The sequence below is a fragment of the Streptomyces sp. NPDC059957 genome (assembly GCF_042730015.1).
Taxonomy (GTDB): Bacteria; Actinomycetota; Actinomycetes; order Streptomycetales; family Streptomycetaceae; genus Streptomyces.
On record NZ_JBHWMB010000016.1, the window covers coordinates 51,767 to 69,327 of the forward strand.

The 17,561-nt window shown below is 72.2% G+C and carries 16 protein-coding genes and 1 pseudogene; 4 read left to right on the forward strand and 13 right to left on the reverse strand.

Annotated elements, in window-relative coordinates:
- Positions 1-56: 56 nt before the first annotated feature.
- The 9 genes from hpnD to ACFWBW_RS13545 form a co-directional block, all read right to left on the reverse strand.
- The gene (hpnD, locus tag ACFWBW_RS13505; protein WP_385371491.1) at positions 57-1,064 is read right to left on the reverse strand and encodes a presqualene diphosphate synthase HpnD; all 1,008 of its coding nucleotides are present in this window, start codon (positions 1,062-1,064) and stop codon (positions 57-59) included.
- Positions 1,061-1,981, reverse strand: a complete 921-nt coding sequence (gene hpnC / locus ACFWBW_RS13510) for a squalene synthase HpnC (protein WP_385371674.1) — start codon at positions 1,979-1,981, stop codon at positions 1,061-1,063. Before hpnC ends, hpnD begins: the two co-directional genes overlap by 4 nt.
- A 416-nt stretch (positions 1,982-2,397) precedes the next feature.
- Positions 2,398-3,174: an ABC transporter ATP-binding protein gene (locus ACFWBW_RS13515; RefSeq protein ID WP_385371494.1), complete on the reverse strand. Its 777-nt coding sequence runs from the start codon at positions 3,172-3,174 to the stop codon at positions 2,398-2,400.
- Complete coding sequence (locus ACFWBW_RS13520) at positions 3,167-4,096, reverse strand: ABC transporter permease (RefSeq protein WP_385371496.1); 930 nt, start codon at positions 4,094-4,096, stop codon at positions 3,167-3,169. Before ACFWBW_RS13520 ends, ACFWBW_RS13515 begins: the two co-directional genes overlap by 8 nt.
- Before the next feature lie 96 nt (positions 4,097-4,192).
- Positions 4,193-5,056, reverse strand: coding sequence for a glycosyltransferase family 2 protein (locus tag ACFWBW_RS13525; protein ID WP_385371677.1), 864 nt, complete (start codon positions 5,054-5,056; stop codon positions 4,193-4,195).
- A gap of 35 nt (positions 5,057-5,091) precedes the next feature.
- Positions 5,092-5,871 carry a CDP-alcohol phosphatidyltransferase family protein gene (locus tag ACFWBW_RS13530; RefSeq protein WP_385371499.1) on the reverse strand — a complete coding sequence of 260 codons (780 nt, stop codon included), beginning with the start codon at positions 5,869-5,871 and terminating at the stop codon, positions 5,092-5,094.
- Entirely contained in the window at positions 5,849-6,910 is a 1,062-nt protein-coding gene (locus ACFWBW_RS13535; protein ID WP_385371501.1) for an iron-containing alcohol dehydrogenase family protein, read from the reverse strand. Before ACFWBW_RS13535 ends, ACFWBW_RS13530 begins: the two co-directional genes overlap by 23 nt.
- The gene (locus ACFWBW_RS13540; RefSeq protein WP_266903134.1) at positions 6,898-7,650 is read right to left on the reverse strand and encodes a phosphocholine cytidylyltransferase family protein; all 753 of its coding nucleotides are present in this window, start codon (positions 7,648-7,650) and stop codon (positions 6,898-6,900) included. The genes ACFWBW_RS13535 and ACFWBW_RS13540 overlap by 13 nt, the downstream gene beginning before the upstream one ends.
- Positions 7,647-9,452, reverse strand: coding sequence for a DUF5941 domain-containing protein (locus tag ACFWBW_RS13545; protein WP_385371680.1), 1,806 nt, complete (start codon positions 9,450-9,452; stop codon positions 7,647-7,649). Before ACFWBW_RS13545 ends, ACFWBW_RS13540 begins: the two co-directional genes overlap by 4 nt.
- Before the next feature lie 517 nt (positions 9,453-9,969).
- Between ACFWBW_RS13545 and ACFWBW_RS13550 the strand changes: the two genes are divergently transcribed.
- Together ACFWBW_RS13550 and idi are read left to right on the forward strand one after the other, a co-directional pair.
- Positions 9,970-11,202, forward strand: coding sequence for a methyltransferase domain-containing protein (locus tag ACFWBW_RS13550; RefSeq protein WP_385371683.1), 1,233 nt, complete (start codon positions 9,970-9,972; stop codon positions 11,200-11,202).
- Between the two features lie 161 nt (positions 11,203-11,363).
- Positions 11,364-11,963 carry an isopentenyl-diphosphate Delta-isomerase gene (gene idi, locus ACFWBW_RS13555; RefSeq protein WP_385371504.1) on the forward strand — a complete coding sequence of 200 codons (600 nt, stop codon included), beginning with the start codon at positions 11,364-11,366 and terminating at the stop codon, positions 11,961-11,963.
- Between the two features lie 111 nt (positions 11,964-12,074).
- Here idi and ACFWBW_RS13560 read toward each other — a convergent pair whose 3' ends face one another.
- Together ACFWBW_RS13560 and ACFWBW_RS13565 are read right to left on the reverse strand one after the other, a co-directional pair.
- Complete coding sequence (locus tag ACFWBW_RS13560; protein ID WP_385371686.1) at positions 12,075-12,593, reverse strand: ATP-binding protein; 519 nt, start codon at positions 12,591-12,593, stop codon at positions 12,075-12,077.
- 130 nt (positions 12,594-12,723) lie between these two features.
- Positions 12,724-13,377, reverse strand: a complete 654-nt coding sequence (locus ACFWBW_RS13565; RefSeq protein ID WP_385371689.1) for an HdeD family acid-resistance protein — start codon at positions 13,375-13,377, stop codon at positions 12,724-12,726.
- 172 nt (positions 13,378-13,549) lie between these two features.
- Between ACFWBW_RS13565 and ACFWBW_RS13570 the strand changes: the two genes are divergently transcribed.
- Entirely contained in the window at positions 13,550-14,299 is a 750-nt protein-coding gene (locus tag ACFWBW_RS13570) for an enoyl-CoA hydratase/isomerase family protein (RefSeq protein WP_385371507.1), read from the forward strand.
- On the opposite strand, the gene ACFWBW_RS13575 is transcribed toward ACFWBW_RS13570, so the two are convergent.
- Positions 14,274-14,912 carry a DJ-1/PfpI family protein gene (locus ACFWBW_RS13575; protein WP_385371510.1) on the reverse strand — a complete coding sequence of 213 codons (639 nt, stop codon included), beginning with the start codon at positions 14,910-14,912 and terminating at the stop codon, positions 14,274-14,276. The two genes, ACFWBW_RS13570 and ACFWBW_RS13575, sit on opposite strands and share 26 nt — an antisense overlap.
- Before the next feature lie 173 nt (positions 14,913-15,085).
- Positions 15,086-16,036, reverse strand: a pseudogene (locus tag ACFWBW_RS13580) (GlxA family transcriptional regulator); the annotation flags it as partial.
- A 214-nt stretch (positions 16,037-16,250) separates the two neighbouring features.
- On the opposite strand from ACFWBW_RS13580, the gene ACFWBW_RS13585 reads away from it, so the two are divergent.
- Positions 16,251-17,492 (forward strand): SLC13 family permease, encoded by a 1,242-nt coding sequence (locus tag ACFWBW_RS13585; protein ID WP_385371692.1) that lies wholly within the window; start codon positions 16,251-16,253, stop codon positions 17,490-17,492.
- The last annotated feature ends 69 nt before the right edge of the window (positions 17,493-17,561 follow it).

The following is a 17,561-nucleotide window of genomic DNA, read 5'->3' on the forward strand; positions in this document are numbered from 1 at the left end:
GCGCCGCGGGGTTGCTCCCGTCCGGCCCTCCGCCGCGGCTCGCCGGCCCGCCGTCATCAGAGCCGCCTCCTGGTGCTCTGGCGCGCGATGGTCCGCGCGTCCAGGCCGGAGAGGCCGCGGACGGCCACGTACGCCTTCTCGTGCGGCGGCAGCGAGACCCGGCCGCGGAGCACCGCCTCCGGCTCGCGCTCGATGCGGTCGAGGAGGCGCCGGTAGATGCCGGCCATGGCCGCGACGCAGGCGCCGCTGCGCCGGTCGAGCAGGGGAAGCAGCCGGTAGCCCTCCACGAACAGGGCGCGGGCGCGCCGCACTTCGTGGTGGACGAGTCCGGCGAAGTCGGAGCCGGGTGGCATCTGCGCGCTGCGGAAGCCGTCGGAGCAGCCGAACTTGGCGAGGTCCTCGGCGGGCAGGTAGGTGCGGCCGGTGCCCGCGTCCTCGCGAACATCCCGCAGGATGTTGGTGAGCTGCAGGGCGAGACCGAGGGTGTCGGCGTACTCGCCGGCCCGTGCGGCGTCGTGTGCGCCGAGCCCGCCGGTTCCGGTCGTGCCGAACACGCCGAGCGAGAGCCGGCCGATGGCCCCGGCCACGCAACGGCAGTAGACCTTGAGGTCGTCCCAGGTCTCGTACGTCTGGCCGCGGACGTCCATGAGGACGCCGTCGATGAGTTCGTCGAGCCCTTCGAGCGGGATCGGGAAGCGGCGCGAGGCGTGCGTGAGGGCGACCGCGACCGGGTCGGTGTCGTCCTCCTCGATCTCCTCGGCGCGGATCCGGCCGAGCAGGGCGCGGGTCTCCTCCAGCCGGGCCAGTTTGACCTCGTGCGGCAGCGTGCCGTCGCCGATGTCGTCGACCCGCCGGGAGAAGGCGTACAGCGCGGACATCGCCTGCCGCTTGTCGGCGGGCAGCAGTCGGATGCCGTAGGCGAAGTTGCGCGCCTGCGAGCCGGTCACGGCCTCGCAGTAGCTGTAGGCCGCCGCGATCAGTGAAGACACGGCGGGCGGTGCGGACATCGCTGGCGGCGCGCCCGGTGCGGACGCGTGTGTGGGGCCCTCCACGGTCGGGCTCACCCCTTTCTCGGCGCTGTGCGCAGGACGGCGGCCACCTCGCGGAGCAGGCCGCTCCTGGTGGCCTTGGGCGGGCCGGGAAGGACGTCGAAGCCGGCGGCGGTGACGGCTCGCAGGGCGGCGCGTCCTCCTCCCACGAAGCCCGCGAGCAGCAGCCGGAGCCTTCCGTGGACGCTGCCCACGAGCGGCATGCCTTCGTCGAGGAGTTCCCGCGCCCGTTCGGTTTCGAAGGCGACGAGGGCGCGTACGGACGCCCCCGCGGACGGGGCCTTCAGGTCGGTCTCGGTGACGTGGAAGCGGCGCATGTCCTCGCCCGGGAGGTAGATCCGGTCCCGGGCCAGGTCCTCGGCGACGTCCTGGAGGTGTTCGGCGATCTGCAGGGCGGTGCAGACGGCGTCGGAGCGGCGGATCCGCTCGGGGGTGCTGGTGCCGGTGAGGTCGAGCACGAGCCGGCCCACCGGGTTGGCGGAGAGCTCGCAGTAGCCGAGGAGGTCGCCGTACGTCGCGTAGCGCGCGACCCGCTGGTCCTGGCGGTTGGCCTCGATGAGCCCGAGAAACGATTCGGGAGTGAGCCCGTGGGCGCGCACGACCGGCTGCAGGGCCAGCACCAGCGGATGGCGCGGAGGCCCGTCGGCGCCGCCGAAGACGCGCCCGAGGTCGGCTTCGAGGGCGTCGAGCATGGCGAGCCGGTCGTCCGTGGCGGCGGGGTCGAGACCGAGGAGCACGGCGTCGTGCCCCCCCGGGGCGAGGTCGCCGTCGCCGATGTCATCGACCAGGCGGGCGTACCCGTAGACCGCCATCAGGCCCTCGCGCCAGGCGCGGGGCAGGAAGGCGGGGGCTACGGGAAAGTTCTCGGAGCGCGCCTTGCCGAGGGTGGCGGCGCCCGGGTGGGCGGGGAAGGAGCCGGAGGCGTCGGGCAGCTCGTGCGGCCGGGGGCTGGTGCCGTGCCCCGGGGTCACCGCCCGCCGCCCGCGGCGGGAACGGCCGTCGTGCCTGGGGGCCGGAGAATTCCCGTAGCCATTGCCGTCACATCTCCCGTTCTACACTGCCAACCCAATACATCCTATTTCGGACACGCCGCCGGGTTTTCACCGGGGCGCCCTGGGCTATTCATCTGCGGGGGAATCGCCCCCTCTTGCCCGCGATTGGGGCCTGGCCCAGCTTACGCTGTACAACGCCGCAGGGGCTCGACGGGTATTCGGTCCACCACACAAGTCGCCCGCACGCCACCGCGGGAAAAGGGGGCCGCCGCGCGCGCCGGGCCCCGTACGGCATGCGACGGCCCCCGCCGCCGGACGCGGTGGGGGCCGTCGGTGCCGGCCGTCGGTGGGGGCCGTCAGCTGGTCGCCTTCTCGTACGCCGAGACGACTTCCTCGGTGGGACCGTCCATCAGGAGTTCGCCCCGCTCCAGCCACAGCACCCGGTCACAGGTGTCGCGGATGGACTTGTTGTTGTGGCTCACGAGGAAAACGGTTCCGGCCGTCTTGCGCAGTTCGCGGATGCGCGCCTCGGAACGCACCTGGAACTTCCGGTCACCGGTGGCCAGCGCCTCGTCGATCATCAGGACGTCGTGGTCCTTGGCCGCGGCGATGGAGAAGCGCAGGCGCGCGGCCATGCCGGAGGAGTAGGTGCGCATCGGCAGGGAGATGAAGTCCCCCTTCTCGTTGATTCCCGAGAAGTCGACGATGCCCTGGTACCGCTCCTGGATCTGCGTGCGGGTCATGCCCATCGCGAGACCGCCGAGCACCACGTTGCGCTCGCCGGTGAGGTCGTTCATCAGCGCGGCGTTGACGCCCAGCAGCGAGGGCTGGCCGTCGGTGTAGACCTTGCCGGACTCGCAGGGCAGCAGACCCGCGATGGCGCGCAGCAGCGTGGACTTGCCGGAGCCGTTGGAGCCGATGACACCGATGGCCTCGCCGCGGTACGCGGTGAAGGTGACCCCGCGTACGGCATGGACCCGGCGGACGCCCGGTCCGTCGCCGCCCCGGCGGAGTATCTTGCTGAGCGCCGCCGTGGCGCTGCCTTTGCCGGAGCTGCCGGTGTTGACCCGGTAGACGATGTGCACGTCGTCGGCGATGACGGTGGGGATGTGCCCCTGGTTGTTCTCAGCCACGGCCGTAACGCTCCTCAGCCTTCCAGAAGTACACGAATCCGCCGAGTCCGATCAGGACCGCCCAGCCGACGGCGAAGGCCCAGACGTGGGGCGGCAGGTTCTCCCGGCCGTACCCGTCGATGAGCGCGAAGCGGATCAGGTCCATGTAGATCGCGGCCGGGTTCCACTGCAGCACGTCCGCGATCCACGCGGGCTTGTCCTCGAGCATCGTCTTGATCGAGAACATGACGCCGGAGGCGTACATCCACGTCCGCGTGACGAACGGCATGAGCTGCGCGAGGTCGGGGGTCTTGGAACCCATCCGGGCGAAGATCAGGGCGAGGCCGGTGTTGAAGGCGAACTGGAGGAACAGCGCCGGGATCACGAGCAGCCACGACAGGCTCGGGTAGTTGCCGAATCCGATCGCGACCACGAACACGACGATCATCGAGAACATCAGCTGCTGGAGCTGCTGCAGCGAGAAGGAGATCGGCAGCGAGGCGCGCGGGAAGTGCAGGGCGCGGACCAGGCCGATGTTGGCCGGGATCGCTCTGACGCCCGCCATCAGCGAGGACTGCGTGAAGGTGAAGACGAAGACGCCGATCACCAGGAAGGGAATGTAGTCCTGCTTGGCGATGCCCTTGCCGGCGTCCAGGATCAGCCCGAAGATCAGGTAGTAGACCAGCGCGTTCAGCAGTGGGGTCGCCACCTGCCAGATCTGGCCGAGCTTCGCCTGGCTGTACTGGGCCATCAGCTTGGCCCGGGAGAACGCGAGGATGAAGTGGCGCCGCTCCCAGAGCTCGCGCACGTACGGGACCAGGCCCGGCCGGGCTCCGCTGACGGACAGGCCGTACTTCCTGGCGAGCTCCGCGGGGCTCAGCCCGGCGTCTTCGGACGGCCGCTTGCTCGTGGCAAGGGCTCCGTCCTGGGTTGTGTCACTCACAAGATGAAACTTTCCGTCTTCATGATGCGGGAGAGGGTGGCATCGGGCCTGAGTCGATCGGTTCGTGATCGCGCCATGGTCTCAGACCCGGACGTGTCAGATGACAGGCGGTCTGCCCAGCCGGGTCAGCCGCCAGACCGTACGCCATTTCATGGGGCGCCGGGGACCGCAGGAGGTGGTCCAGCCCTCCTTGAAGCCGCCGAACCAGGCCTTGAGCGCGGGCCCCGAGGGCTTGCGCAGGAGCGTCAGCAGCAGCCAGACGCCCACGTAGACCGGGACCAGCGGGGCGGGCAGGTTGCGGCGGGCGAGCCACACGCGGTTTCGAGCCACCATACGGTGGTAGACCGCGTGCCGGGAGGGGGCCGTGGCCGGGTGCAGGAGCACCATGTCCGCCCGGTAGTCGATCAGCCACCCGGCGTCGAGCGCCCGCCAGGCGAGATCGGTCTCCTCGTGCGCGTAGAAGAACTGCCCCGGAAGGTCTCCGACCTGTTCGAACACCTTCGTACGGACGGCGTTGGCGCCGCCCAGGAAGGTGGTGACGCGCGAGGAGCGCATCGGGTCGGCGGCCCGCAGCCGGGGGACGTGCCTGCGCTGGGTCTCGCCGGTCTGCGGATCGGCGATCCGGAAGCTGACGATGCCCAGCTCGGGGTCCTCGGTGAAGGCCTGCCGGCACAGCTCGGCGGTGTCGGTGCGCTCCAGCAGTCCGTCGTCGTCCAGGAAGAGCAGGACGTCCACGTCGAAGCCGTCGGCCCCTGTGGTGCGGAAGGCCTCGATGCCGACGTTGCGGCCGCCCGGGATGCCCAGGTTATCGGGCAGCTCGACGGTCCGCACGCCCGAGGCCGGGTCCGCCAGGCCGGTGAGCGGTACGCCCTGGCCCACGACGACCACCTCGACCGGGGGCCCGTCCTGCCGGGCCACCGAGTCGAGGAGCGCCTTGAGCTCGTCCGGGCGGTTGCCCATCGTGATGATCACGGCGCCCAGCCGCAGCGGCGCCGTCACTTGAGCCTGCTGGAGGCCAGGACCGACACCAGGTGCAGCACCGTCTGCAGCAGGGCGATGCCGGCGAGCACCGCGACGCCGAGGCGGGAGAAGTACAGGTCGCCGCGGACCTGGTCCAGGACGGCCAGCACCAGGATGAGCAGCGAGGCCTCGATGCCGAGGACCAGGCGGTGGAACTTGAGCGCGGCGGCGGCCCGGCGGGCGAGCGCCATGCCGGACGAGCGCGGGGTCGCCGCCGCGTCCTGGACCACGGGCTTGCCGGCCTGGTGACGGGCCACACCGACCAGGTCGGTCTCGGCCTTGATCAGGATCGCGCCGAGCGCCGCGAGGGTGCCCAGGAAGGCCCACAGCCAGTCGATGCGCCCGGTGCCCCAGATGTCGGAGGCGCGCAGGCCGAAGCCGACGAGCACCGCCGCGTCGCAGAGGTAGGCGCCGACCCGGTCCAGGTAGACCCCGGACAGCGAGAACTGCTTCTTCCAGCGGGCGACCTCGCCGTCGACGCAGTCGAGCAGCAGGTACATCTGGACCGCGACCACGCCGAGGACGGCGCCCCAGACGCCCGGCACCAGCAGGGCCGGGGCGGCGAGGACTCCGGCGAGGGTCATCACGTAGGTCAGCTGGTTCGGCGTGACCTTCGTGGTGACCAGGAGGCGGGTGATGCGCAGGGAGATCTCACGCATGTAGAGGCGCCCGCCCCAGTGCTCGCCGCTGACCCGGTCCTTGACGCCCGCCGGGTGAACGACGGGCCGGAGTTCAGCTACGGATGGTCTTGGCATAGTCGGCGTAAGCGTCCCTGATCTCGGCGGCGGACAGGTTGAGGTGCTCCAGGATCGTGAAGCGTCCCGGACGGGTCTGGGGGGCGTACTCCACGGCCGCGACGAACTCGTCCACGCTGAACCCGATCTCCTCGGGCAGCACCGGCAGCCCGTGACCGCGCAGCACCTGGACGAAGAGCCCGGACTTGTCCGTGTCCCCCCGCAGGTGCATGGCGAAGGCCGCGCCGAGGCCGACCTGCTCCCCGTGGAGCGCGGAGCGTCCCGGGTAGAGCAGGTCGAAGGCGTGGCTGATCTCGTGGCAGGCGCCGGATGCCGGGCGGGTGTCCCCGCTGATGGACATGGCGATGCCGGTGAGGACCAGCGCCTCGGAGAGCACGGTGAGGAACTCGTCGTCGCCGACGCCGCCGGGGTGGCGCAGCACGGACTCGCCCGCGGTACGGGCCATGGCGGCGGCCAGGCCGTCGACGGGCTCGCCGCTGAGGCTGTGCGAGAGCTCCCAGTCGGCGATGGCCGAGATGTTGGAGATCGCGTCGCCGATGCCCGCGCGGACGAACCGCGCCGGGGCCTCGCGGATGACGTCGAGGTCGACGACCATCGCGATCGGCATGGGCACGCCGTAGGAGCCCCGGCCGTTGTCGTTGTCCAGGATGGACACCGGGGAGCAGATGCCGTCGTGCGAGAGGTTGGTGGCGACGGCCACCATGGGCAGGCCGACCCGCGCCGCGGCGTACTTCGCCACGTCGATGATCTTGCCCCCGCCCAGGCCCACGACGGCGTCGTAGCGGCGTCCCTTTATGTCGTCGGCGAGCTTGACCGCGGAGTCGATGGTCCCGTCGACGACGGAGTACCAGTCGGCGTGCGGCAGCACGGGCTCCAGCTTGGCGCGCAGCACCGCGCCGGAACCGCCGCTGATCGCGATGGCCAGCTTGCCCGAGGAGGAGATCCGCTGGTCGGCCAGGAGGCCGGCGAGGTCGTCCAGGGCGCCGCGGCTGATGTCTACGACGAGGGGAGAGGGGATGAGCCTCGTCAGTACTGGCATGCGATCGTCCGGCCCTTGGCGAGGTCGTCGTGGTTGTCGATCTCGACCCACTTGACGTCACCGATGGGGGCCACGTCGATGGTGAAGCCGTCGTTGACGAGCTGCTGGTAGCCGTCCTCGTAGTAGAGGTCGGGGTCGCGCTCGAACGTGGTCTTCAGGGCCTCGGCCAGCGCCTCGGCGGCCTCCGGCTCGATGAGGGTGACACCGATGTACTCACCGGTCGCGGTGGCCGGGTCCATCAGCTTGGTGATCCGCTGGACGCCCTTCTCACCGTCGGTGATGACCTTCATCTCCTCGTCGGCCAGGCTCTTGACCGTGTCGAGGGCGAGGATGATCTTCTGGCCCTTGCCGCGGGCGGCGAGCAGGGTCTTCTCGACGGAGACGGGGTGGACGGTGTCGCCGTTGGCGAGGATCACGCCCTGCTTGAGGACGTCACGGGCGCACCACAGGGAGTAGGCGTTGTTCCACTCCTCGGCCTTGTCGTTGTCGATCAGCGTGATCTTGACGCCGTACTTGGCCTCCAGGGCCTCCCGGCGCTCGTACACGGCTTCCTTGCGGTAGCCGACGACGATGGCGACCTCGGTCAGGCCGACCTCGGCGAAGTTGCCGAGCGTCAGGTCGAGCACCGTGATGCTCTCCTCGGCCCCTTCGGGTCCGACGGGCACGAGGGCCTTGGGCAGGGTGTCGGTGTAGGGACGCAGGCGGCGTCCGGCTCCGGCAGCGAGGACGAGGCCGATCATGCTGGTTCTCCTTCGTCATGTACGGCGGGTGCCCCGGAGGACACCCAGAAGCGGATGCTCTCCACGAGCACCACGAGTGCCACGAACACGGCGAGGGCCGTGAGCGCGACGGGGAAGTCCACGGCGCGCGACGCCAGGACGGAGGCCAGGACCGTGATCAACAGGATCCGGCCTTCGTGCCCGCCGATCGTCCGCACCAGCCAGTGCGGGGGCGCGCCGGTGCCACCGCGGATGCGGTAGACCGTGTCGTAGTGATGGTAGGCGACCGCCGCGACCAGTCCGAATGCCGCCGGAAGGGCTCCGGGGACGTCCGCCTTGGCGGCGAGGATCAGGACGGTGGTGTATTCGGCCGCGCGGAAGACGGGCGGCACGAGCCAGTCGAGCGCGCCCTTGAGGGGGCGGGCGACGGCCGCGCCGGCGAGCACGGCGTAGAAGACGGCGGCAACGATCACCTGGCGGGCCCCGAACTCGTACGCCCAGGCCGCCCACAGCAGCGCGACCGAGCCGATCACGGCGGCGGCGATCCCGGCACCGGGGGCCATCCGGCCCACCGCGCGGCCCGTGAGCTCGGCGACCGGGCCCGAATCCGCGAGGTCCGCCAGCGCCTGGGCGGCCCGGTCGGTCCGCTTCGCCTTGCGGGTCAGCGAGCGCAGGACCCGGCCGGCGGTGGTGTAGAGGGCGCCGAAGGCGCAGCCGACCAGCAGGGCGTAGAAGACGATCCGCGGGGTGGTGAAGGCGATGAGGACCGCGATCATGGCCCAGCGCTCGCCGATCGGCAGGATGATCATGCGCCGGACCCAGACCGTCCAGCCCACGCTGTCGAGCTTGGCGGAGAGGGCCGCGGTGGGGCTGCCGGAAGGAGATGTCGCAGCGGCCGTGGCGTCGTGGTTGGCCTCGTTGAAGGAGAAGTCCACGACGTGCCGGCAGGTCATCAGGATCATGGCGCCGAGGGCCAGGGCCCAGACGTCGTCGCCGTTCCTGGCCGCGCCGAGCGCGAGGCCCGCGTAGAAGGAGTACTCCTTCGCGCGGTCGAAGGTGGCGTCGAGCCAGGCACCCATCGTCGAGTACTGGAGCGAGTAGCGGGCGAGCTGCCCGTCCGTGCAGTCCAGGACGAAGGAGACGAGGAGGAGCACGCCGGAGGCCACGTAGCCCCAGCGGTCGCCCGTGGCGGCGCAGCCGGCCGCGATCAGCGCGGTGATCAGCGAGGCGGTGGTGACCTGGTTGGGGGTCAGTCCGCGGCGCGCGCACCAGCGGGCGATGTAGCGCGAGTACGGGCTGATGAAGAAGGTGGTGAAGAACCCGTCGCGGGACTTCACGGCGGTGCGCAGCCGGACGGCCTCTTCGTCGACGGCCGCGACGGCGGCGGCGGCGCTCGCGCGCTCGGCGGTCGTGGCGGGCACGGCGGCGACGAGGGTGCCCAGCTCGGGGCGGTGCACGGCGGTGCCGGCGGCCTCGACGGCGGCGGCGAGCCGGTCGGGGTACGGGCCGTCGCCCGCGAGGGCGGTCGCGTCGAGCACGGCGGCCCGGTCCAGGGCCGCGCGGGCGCCGGGCTGCACGGCGAGGGCCCCGGTGACGGCGCAGGCGTCGAACCGGGGGTCGGTCAGCGCGAGCCGCAGCGCGTGCACGTGTCCGACGAAGTCCCCGTCCACGACGGCCACCCGCTGGTCGGCGGGTACGAGCTCCAGCGCGGCGGCGATGTCCGACGGGGTGGCCGCGGGGTGGACCTCGAAGCCGAGGGAGCGCAGCTCGTCGGCGAGCGCTGATCCGGGCACCGGCGGGCCGGTAAGGATGACGGTCGGCAGACGAACTCACTCCTTGCACGCACACGGGTAACGGGCGCCGGGTGGGACGGCGGCCCGTCGGCAGAGGCTATCGGATGAACGGAAGCAGGGGTTCACCGCCTGTTTACGCATCGATAAGCCGAAAATCACTGGCCTGACGGCCCTGTGCCGATCATCATTGACGATCGGGAGGAGCGATCACAAACCGCTGTCGGCACCGCTGCTGTTAAGCTGGCCGCAGACGTGTACGAGTTTCGCGAATACGTCCTAATCGCCCGAATGTCACATGTGATGTGACGAAAGAAAGAAAGAGGTGGGGTTGATGACCGTCGCAGGCGTCGCCGCCCAGCGCAGCGCACTCCGGTTCATCCCCCTCTCCTTCCGGGCGTCCGGCCGGGTCTGATCACACCGATCACCCCCGTCGGCCGGAGCCCCCTTTCAAGGGTTCACGTTGACCGACAACACCGGTAACACCAACAACTCCCACACCACCGATTTCGGCACGCAGAGCGACCTCTTCTTCGAGGCGTTCTTCGCGCTGCACCGAGGCCTGCCCCGGCAGTCCCCCGGTTCCGAGGCGACCACCCGCCACCTGCTGTCCCTGTGCGGACCGCTGCCCGAGCGGCCGCGCGCCCTGGACCTGGGCTGCGGTCCCGGCCCCAGCGCCCTGCTGCTCGCCGCGGAGGCGGGCGGCCACGGGGCCGACGTCATCGCCGTCGACCTCCACGACGGCTTCCTCGACGAGCTCCGGGCGGCCGCCGCGGCCCGCGGGCTCACCGACCGGGTCCGCGCCGTCAAGGCGGACATCGGCGACCTCCCCTGTCCGGACGGTTCCTTCGACCTCGTCTGGGCCGAGGGCTCCGCCTACAACATCGGCTTCGCCACCGCGCTCGCGCGGTGGAAGCGACTGCTCGCCCCCGGCGGCACCCTGGTGCTGAGCGAGTGCGAGTGGACCGTCGACGAACCCTCCGCCGGAGTGCGCGCCTTCTGGGACCCGCACTACGCGCTGCGCTCCACCGCCCGCAACCTGGCCGCCATCCAGGCCGCCGGCTACCAGGTGCTCGGCGTACACCGGCAGCCCGACTCCGACTGGGCCGCCTATTACGGTCCGCTCGGTGAGCGGGTGGCCGGGGCTCCGGAGCCCGCCGGGCCCGAGGCCGCGGCCGCGCTGGGCTTCGTACGCGAGGAGATCGACGTCCGCGAGCGGTACGGGCACGAGTACGGGTACACCGCCTACGTCCTGCGGCCGGTGTCGGCCGGGGACGGCGGCGACTGGCGTGTCCGCCCCGAGACCGACGCGGACGCGGCCGCCGTGCACGCGCTGAACTCGGCCGCCTTCGGGACCCCGGCCGAGGCCGACCTCGTGGACGCCCTGCGCACGGACGGCTCCTGGCTGCCCGGCCTCTCCTACGTGGCCGAGGGCCCGGACGGGTCCGTCGCGGCGCACGCCCTGCTGACCCGGTGCGAGGTGGGCGGAGCGGCGGCGCTCGCGCTCGCCCCGGTGGCCGCCGCTCCGGGGCTCCAGCGCTCGGGCGCCGGCAGCGCGGTCGTACGGGCGCTGCTCGCGGCGGCCGCGGAGCGCGGGGAGAACCTCGTCCTGGTCCTCGGGCATCCCGAGTACTACCCGCGCTTCGGCTTCGTGCCGGCTTCGCGCTTCGGGATCGAGGCGCCCTTCGAGGTGCCCGACGAAGCCATGATGGCGCTGGTGCTCGACGATTCGGTGCCGGTTCCCGCGGGCACGATCAAGTACCCGTCCCCCTTCGGGGTTTGATGCGGGATCCGGCCCGCGGCCGGATGAACTGACCGATCGGCACGTTCCGCCCCCCGTCGCATATCACGCGGCGGGGGGCGGACATGCGCGGATCACCGAAGTGGGGGCAATCCCCATTTGTACGGCAGACTGAAAGCCGAAGTCCGAAGCGAAGGATGGGTATGCCGACCACACCAGCCACCGCCGCGAACACCGCGACCACCGGCGCCGGCGCTCAAGAACCGATCATGCTCGAACTGGTCGACGAGTCCGGCAACACCATCGGTACGGCGGAGAAGCTCGCCGCCCATCAGGCGCCGGGTCAGCTGCACCGGGCGTTCTCGGTGTTCCTCTTCGACGAGCAGGGCCGGATGCTGCTCCAGCAGCGCGCCCTCGGGAAGTACCACTCCCCCGGTGTCTGGTCGAACACGTGCTGCGGCCACCCCTACCCGGGGGAGTCGCCGTTCGCGGCGGCGGCCCGGCGCACCCACGAGGAGCTGGGCCTGTCGCCCTCGCTGCTCGCGGAGGCGGGGACGGTGCGCTACAACCATCCGGACCCGGCCTCGGGGCTGGTGGAGCAGGAGTACAACCACCTGTTCGTGGGACTCGCGCAGCGGTCGGTGCGGCCCGATCCGCAGGAGATCGCGGACACCGCCTTCGTGACCGCGGAGGAACTCGCGAAGCGGCACGCCGAGGTCCCGTTCTCGGCCTGGTTCACGACCGTGCTGGACGCGGCCCGGCCCGCGATCCGCGAGCTGACGGGCGACGCGGCGGGCTGGTAGCAGCCGGCAGCGCCCGATGGCGGTCGGCGCTGGACGGTCGGCGGGCGGGGCGGGCGGCGCTGGACGGTCGGCGGTCGGGGCCGAGCCCGGCCGGTCGCGGCCCGAGCGGGCTCAGACCGCCGAGGTCGGAATGGCGGCGGGTGACGCGAGGGCCGTGGTGAGCGGCAGGGCCGCCCAGATCACCTTGCCGCCCGTGGAGGTGTGCTCCACGTCGCAGACCCCGCCGGCCTCCAGCGTGATCTCCCGGACGAGGAGCAGGCCCCGGCCGCCGGTCTGGCCGAAATCGGCCTCCAGCGCCTTGGGGCGGTACGGGTGGTTGTCCTCGACGGCCACCCGTACCCACTCCCGGCCGATGGCGACCTCCACCGCGACCTCCGGCGAGAGCAGGGCCGCGTGCCGGACCGAGTTCGTCACCAGTTCGGAGACGATCAGCAGCAGGGAGTAGACCAGATCCCCGTCCGCCGGCACCTCCTGCCGGCCGAGCAGGTCACGGACCGCACGACGGGCCTGCGGAACGGATTCTTCTACTGCGGGAGCCGTGAATCGCCACACTCCTTCGTACGCGAGGGGGGCGGCCGTGACCTCCGGCTCCTCCCCCTTGACTGGCGGGACGCTCCCGCTCACATCCATCTCCCGGCCCCCGTCTTCACGCTCGATCGTCTGCACACGTCAAGAGTGGGGACCGGACCGCTCCGGGCCCGACCACTGACCAGAAGTCAGCATCAATCGGACACTTTCTGACCGCTGGCGTATGACAGAGTCAGTTGTTCGACCGTTCCTGATCTTCTGGGAGCCGCTTCTCGGCCGCCTCATGGGTCTCGGGTGCGGCCACCCCCGCCCCTGCCGGTGTCACCGGAACCTCGTCGTCCCTGACCAAGCCCAGGATGCGGCGGGCTCCCATCCCCACGGCGATCAGGCTCAGGCCGTCGAACAGCAGCGCGAGGGAGAAGAACGCTCCGATCACGTACAGGCTGCTGCCGGGCCAGTTGGCGAGGATCAGGAGGCCCAGCAGGATGCCGAAGGCTCCCTGGACCAGGGTCAGCCCGAGGTGCGCGCCGCGCACCACGACGGCGCCGGCCAGCCGGAACACCCCGCCGGTGAGGAACAGCAGCGCGGCGAACATGGTGAGCGCCTCCGCGCTCGCCTCCGGTCGGCGCAGGATCACGAAGCCGGCCGCGATGTTGATCGCGGCGACGATGACGGCGAGCCAGAAGTAGTTGCTCTTGCGGGACTGGATCGCCTGGAACAGGCCCACCACCCCGCCGAACAGCAGCAGCCAGCCGAAGAGGAACATCGTGGTCAGGGTCGCGACACCGGTGTAGACGAGGCCCACCATCCCGGCCACCACCAGGAGCGCCCCGAGCAGGGCCATCCACGCGAAACTGCGGCTGACCTTCTCCTTGTCGGCCTTCATGTCCTGTGGACCCGTACGGTCCGCACGCTCGGCACGGTCTGCGCCCATGGACGCCACCTTTCAGCTGCCCCCGACGGACCCTCGGACCCCGCGACTGCCTACCGGTCCACCGAAGCTGCCGGGTACCGGTCTCTTGATCATAGGTACGACCGTCCGGGATAGCATCCGGCGCATGGACGCAGCCCTCCTCTCCTCCGTCGCCGACGGGGTCGCCACCGTCGTGATCTCGCACCCCGCCAAGCGCAACGCCATGACGGCCGCCATGTGGCGCGGGCTGCCGGAGCTGCTGGCCGGACACGCGGCGGACCCCGCCGTACGGGTGCTGGTCCTCACGGGGGCCGGCGAGACCTTCTGCGCGGGGGCCGACATCTCCTCGCTGACCGGGGACGAGGACCCACAGGCCCTGGCCGTGGCGGCGGAGGAGTCGCTCGCCGCCTTCCCCAAGCCCACGCTCGCCGCGATCCGCGGGTTCTGCGTGGGCGGGGGCAGTCAGCTGGCCGCCGCCTGCGATCTGCGCTTCGCGGAGGAGGGCGCCTCCTTCGGGGTGACGCCGGCGAAGCTGGGCATCGTGTACCCGGCCTCCTCCACCCGGCGCCTCGCCTCCCTGGTGGGGCCGGCGGCCGCCAAGTACCTCCTCTTCTCCGCCGAGTTGATCGACGCGGAGCGGGCGCTGCGCACCGGACTGCTGGACGAGCTGCTGCCCGCGGGGCAACTGGCCAAGCGGGTGACGGAGTTCACGCGGATCCTGGCCACGCGGTCCCAGCTCACGCAGAGTTCGGCGAAGGAGTTCGCGGACGGCCGCACGGACCGGGACGCGTACTGGGCGGCGCAGGCCGCCGGAAGCGGCGACACCGCCGAGGGTGTCGCCGCCTTCCTGGAGCGGCGCGCTGCCGCCTTTACCTGGACTCCTCCGCGGGGTTGAAGGCGCGCAGCCGGGCGACGAGCTCGGCAGGTGCCTTCTCGGGGGAACCGGCGTCGTAGGGCGGCTGCGGGTCGTACTCGGTCATCAGCTGCACCATCTGCGCGAACTCGTCCCCCGCGATGCGGCCCAGCAGGGTGAGCCCCATGTCGATCCCCGAGGACACCCCGGCGGCCGTCACGTACTTCCCGTCGAAGACCACGCGCTCCCCGGTTTGCTCCGCCCCGAACCGGGTCAGCTCGTCGAGGTAGAGCCAGTGGCTGGTGGCCCGCCTGCCGTCGAGCAGGCCGGCGGCGGCGAGCAGGAGCGAGCCGGTGCAGACGGAGGTGGTCCAGGTCGTGGTGGCGTCGACGGCCCGCAGCCAGTCGAGGACGACGGGATTCTTCATCTCCACGTCGGGGGCCGGCCCGCCGGGCACGATGACGATGTCCGGCCGCGTCACCTCGCCGAGCCCCCTGTCGGCGACGAGTGCGAGCGCCCCGTTGTCGGTCCGTACGGGCCCGGGCCGCTCGGAGACGAAGACGGTCTCGGCACCCTGGAGCCGGCCGAGGGTGTCGAAGGGGCCGATGGCGTCGAGGGCGGTGAACCGGTCGTAGAGCAGTACGGCGATCTGCATGGCTCCTCCGGAGCGGTTGTCGGAACAGTGGTCGGAACTGCCGCCGGGGCCTCTGGCTGGGCTTCTGCCGGGACTTCTGCCGGGGCTTCTGGCGGAAATGCGGTCGGAACCGCTGGTGGAACTACTGCCGGGGTCGACCGGGTCCGCGCCCCCGGGACCCGTTGGCGGGGCGTGCCGAACCGGCGGCGGTATTCGGCCGGGGGCTGGCCCAGGGCCTTCACGAAAGCCCGGCGCAAGGCCTCCGGGTTGCCGTAGCCGCAGGCCCGGGAAATCCGGGCGATGTCCTCGCCGCCCTCCTCCAGGAGCCGGCGCGCGTGCTCGACCCGGACCCGTTCCACGTACCGCCCCGGCGTCACCCCCGTCTCCGCCCGGAAGGACCGCGCGAAGTGCCGGGGCGACAGCGCGGCCCGCGCGGCGAGGGCTTCGACGCTCAGGTCCTCCCCCGGGTGCTCCGTGATCCAGTGCTGCACCTCCCGCAGCGGCTCCCGCAGCGCCGTCTGCGCCGCGAGCTGCGCGCTGAACTGCGCCTGGTTCCCGGGCCGCCGCAGGTAGACCACCAGGTACCGGGCGACGAACAGGGCCAGCTCCCGCCCGTGGTCCTCCTCCACCAGGGCCAGCGCGAGGTCGATGCCCGCCGTGACCCCGGCCGAGGTGGACACCGGCCCGTCCCGGACGTAGATCGGGTCGGGTTCCACGGTGACGGCCGGGTAGTCCCGGGCCATCCCCTCGCACGCGTACCAGTGCGTCGTCGCGCGCCGTCCGTCCAGCAGCCCGGCCTCGGCCAGCAGCAGGCCGCCGGTGCACACCGACACCAGCCGCTCCGCGGAGCCGCCGTGCGCGCGGAGCCAGTCCGTGATCTGCGGCGCGAAGTCCGCGGTGTACCGGCCACCCGGCACCAGGAGGGTGGTCCCGGCGCCGGGACGCTCGCTCTCCAGGTCCCCGTCAGGGACGAGCCGCAGTCCGCTGCTCGCGCGGACCGGGGCGCCGCCCGGTGAGACGGTGCGCAGGGCGTACCGCGCCGGTCCGGGGTGCTGCTCGGCGCCGTTGAACACTTCCATCGGCCCCGTGACGTCCAGGCTCTGCACGCCGTCGTAGAGGACGACGAGCACGTTTCGCAGCGACATGACTTCATCGTGTGGCCCCTGCGCGATGGCCGCAATGACGGATACCCCACCTATCCGGCCATGGCGGGCCCGATGCGATCCTGTCGTGGTCCCCCGTGCCGGGCGCCGCGGCGCCGTAGTGCCCGCGCGCGCCGTGGCGCCGTGCCACCGCACGCACGCCCCCGCCCTCCCCGCCGCTCCGGAGCCCGTCCTGTACCCCGTCGCCGCCGCCTGTCTGGCCGTCGCCCTCCTCCTCGGGGTGCTGGCCTTCGCCGTCCTGCGCCCGCGCGGGCTGCCGGAGGCCGCGGCAGCCGTGCCCGCGGCCGGGCTGCTCGTCGTCCTGGGCGTCGTACCGCCCGCCGACGCGTGGGCGCAGACGCGCGAGCTGCTGCCGGTGGTCGGGTTCCTCGCGGTCATCCTGGCGCTGGCCCGGCTCTGCGCCGACGAGGGGCTGTTCGAGGCCGCCGGGGCGATGGTGGCCCGGCGGGCTGCGGGGCGCGGACCCGCGGCACTGCTCGGCGGGGTGTTCGCCGTCGCCTCGGTCGTCACCGCCGCGCTGAGCCTGGACGCGACCGTGGTGCTGCTGACCCCGGTGGTACTGGCGACCGCCTCCCGGCTGGGGGCCCGGCCGCGCCCGCACGTCTACGCCACCGCTCACCTGGCCAACTCCGCCTCGCTCCTCCTGCCGGTCTCCAACCTCACCAATCTGCTCGCCTTCGCCGCGAGCGGGCTGTCCTTCACCCGGTTCGCGGCGCTCATGACCCTGCCGTGGCTGGCGGCGATCGGCGTGGAGTACGCCGTGTTCCGGCGCTTCTTCCGGAGCGACCTGGCGGCGGCCCCGGAGCGCAAGCCGCAGGCCGGGGAGCCCGCGCCGCTGCCCCGGTTCGCGGCCGGGGTGCTCGCGCTGACCCTGGCCGGCTTCGCCCTCGCCTCCTTCGCGGGGGCGAGCCCGGCCTGGGCGGCCCTCGCGGGCACGCTGGTCCTGGCCGTACGGGCGCTGCGGCGCCGGGAGACCACCCCGGCGGCGATCCTGGGCTCGACGGCGCCGGCCTTCTGCCTGTTCGTACTGGCGCTGGGGGTGGTGGTGCGCGCGGTCGTGGACCACGGGCTCGGGGCCGGGCTGGAGTGGGTGACTCCGGCCGGGGACTCGCTGCCCGCGCTGCTCGCGGTGGCGGCGGTGGCCGCCGTACTGGCCAACCTGATCAACAACCTGCCCGCGGTACTGGCCCTGCTCCCGGTGGCGGCGGTGGGCGGCGCGGGGCCGGTGCTCGCCGTACTGATCGGCGTGAACATCGGGCCGAACCTGACCTACGCGGGGTCCCTGGCCACGCTGCTGTGGCGGCGGATCCTGCACGCGGACAAGTACGACGGCGTCACGCTCGGGGACTTCACCCGGCTCGGTCTGCTGACCACCGTGCCGGCCCTCGCCGCGGCCGTGACGGCCCTGTGGGCGGCCCTGCGGCTCGTCGGCGCCTGAGCCTCGGGGCCGGCCGGCGCCGCCTCCGGCCCCGGGATCCGCAGGGGCGCGGCGCGGATAGGATCGGGG

Bases quoted from the DNA above. Each gene is read 5' to 3' on its own strand.
- ACFWBW_RS13525 (WP_385371677.1), bottom strand. From the start codon at position 5,056: ATGGGCAACCGCCCGGACGAGCTCAAGGCGCTCCTCGACTCGGTGGCC.
- ACFWBW_RS13530 (WP_385371499.1), bottom strand. From the start codon at position 5,871: ATGCCAAGACCATCCGTAGCTGAACTCCGGCCCGTCGTTCACCCGGCG.
- ACFWBW_RS13535 (WP_385371501.1), bottom strand. From the start codon at position 6,910: ATGCCAGTACTGACGAGGCTCATCCCCTCTCCCCTCGTCGTAGACATC.
- ACFWBW_RS13540 (WP_266903134.1), bottom strand. From the start codon at position 7,650: ATGATCGGCCTCGTCCTCGCTGCCGGAGCCGGACGCCGCCTGCGTCCC.
- idi (WP_385371504.1), top strand. From the start codon at position 11,364: ATGCCGACCACACCAGCCACCGCCGCGAACACCGCGACCACCGGCGCC.
- ACFWBW_RS13560 (WP_385371686.1), bottom strand. From the start codon at position 12,593: ATGGATGTGAGCGGGAGCGTCCCGCCAGTCAAGGGGGAGGAGCCGGAG.
- ACFWBW_RS13565 (WP_385371689.1), bottom strand. From the start codon at position 13,377: ATGAAGGCCGACAAGGAGAAGGTCAGCCGCAGTTTCGCGTGGATGGCC.
- ACFWBW_RS13570 (WP_385371507.1), top strand. From the start codon at position 13,550: ATGGACGCAGCCCTCCTCTCCTCCGTCGCCGACGGGGTCGCCACCGTC.
- ACFWBW_RS13575 (WP_385371510.1), bottom strand. From the start codon at position 14,912: ATGCAGATCGCCGTACTGCTCTACGACCGGTTCACCGCCCTCGACGCC.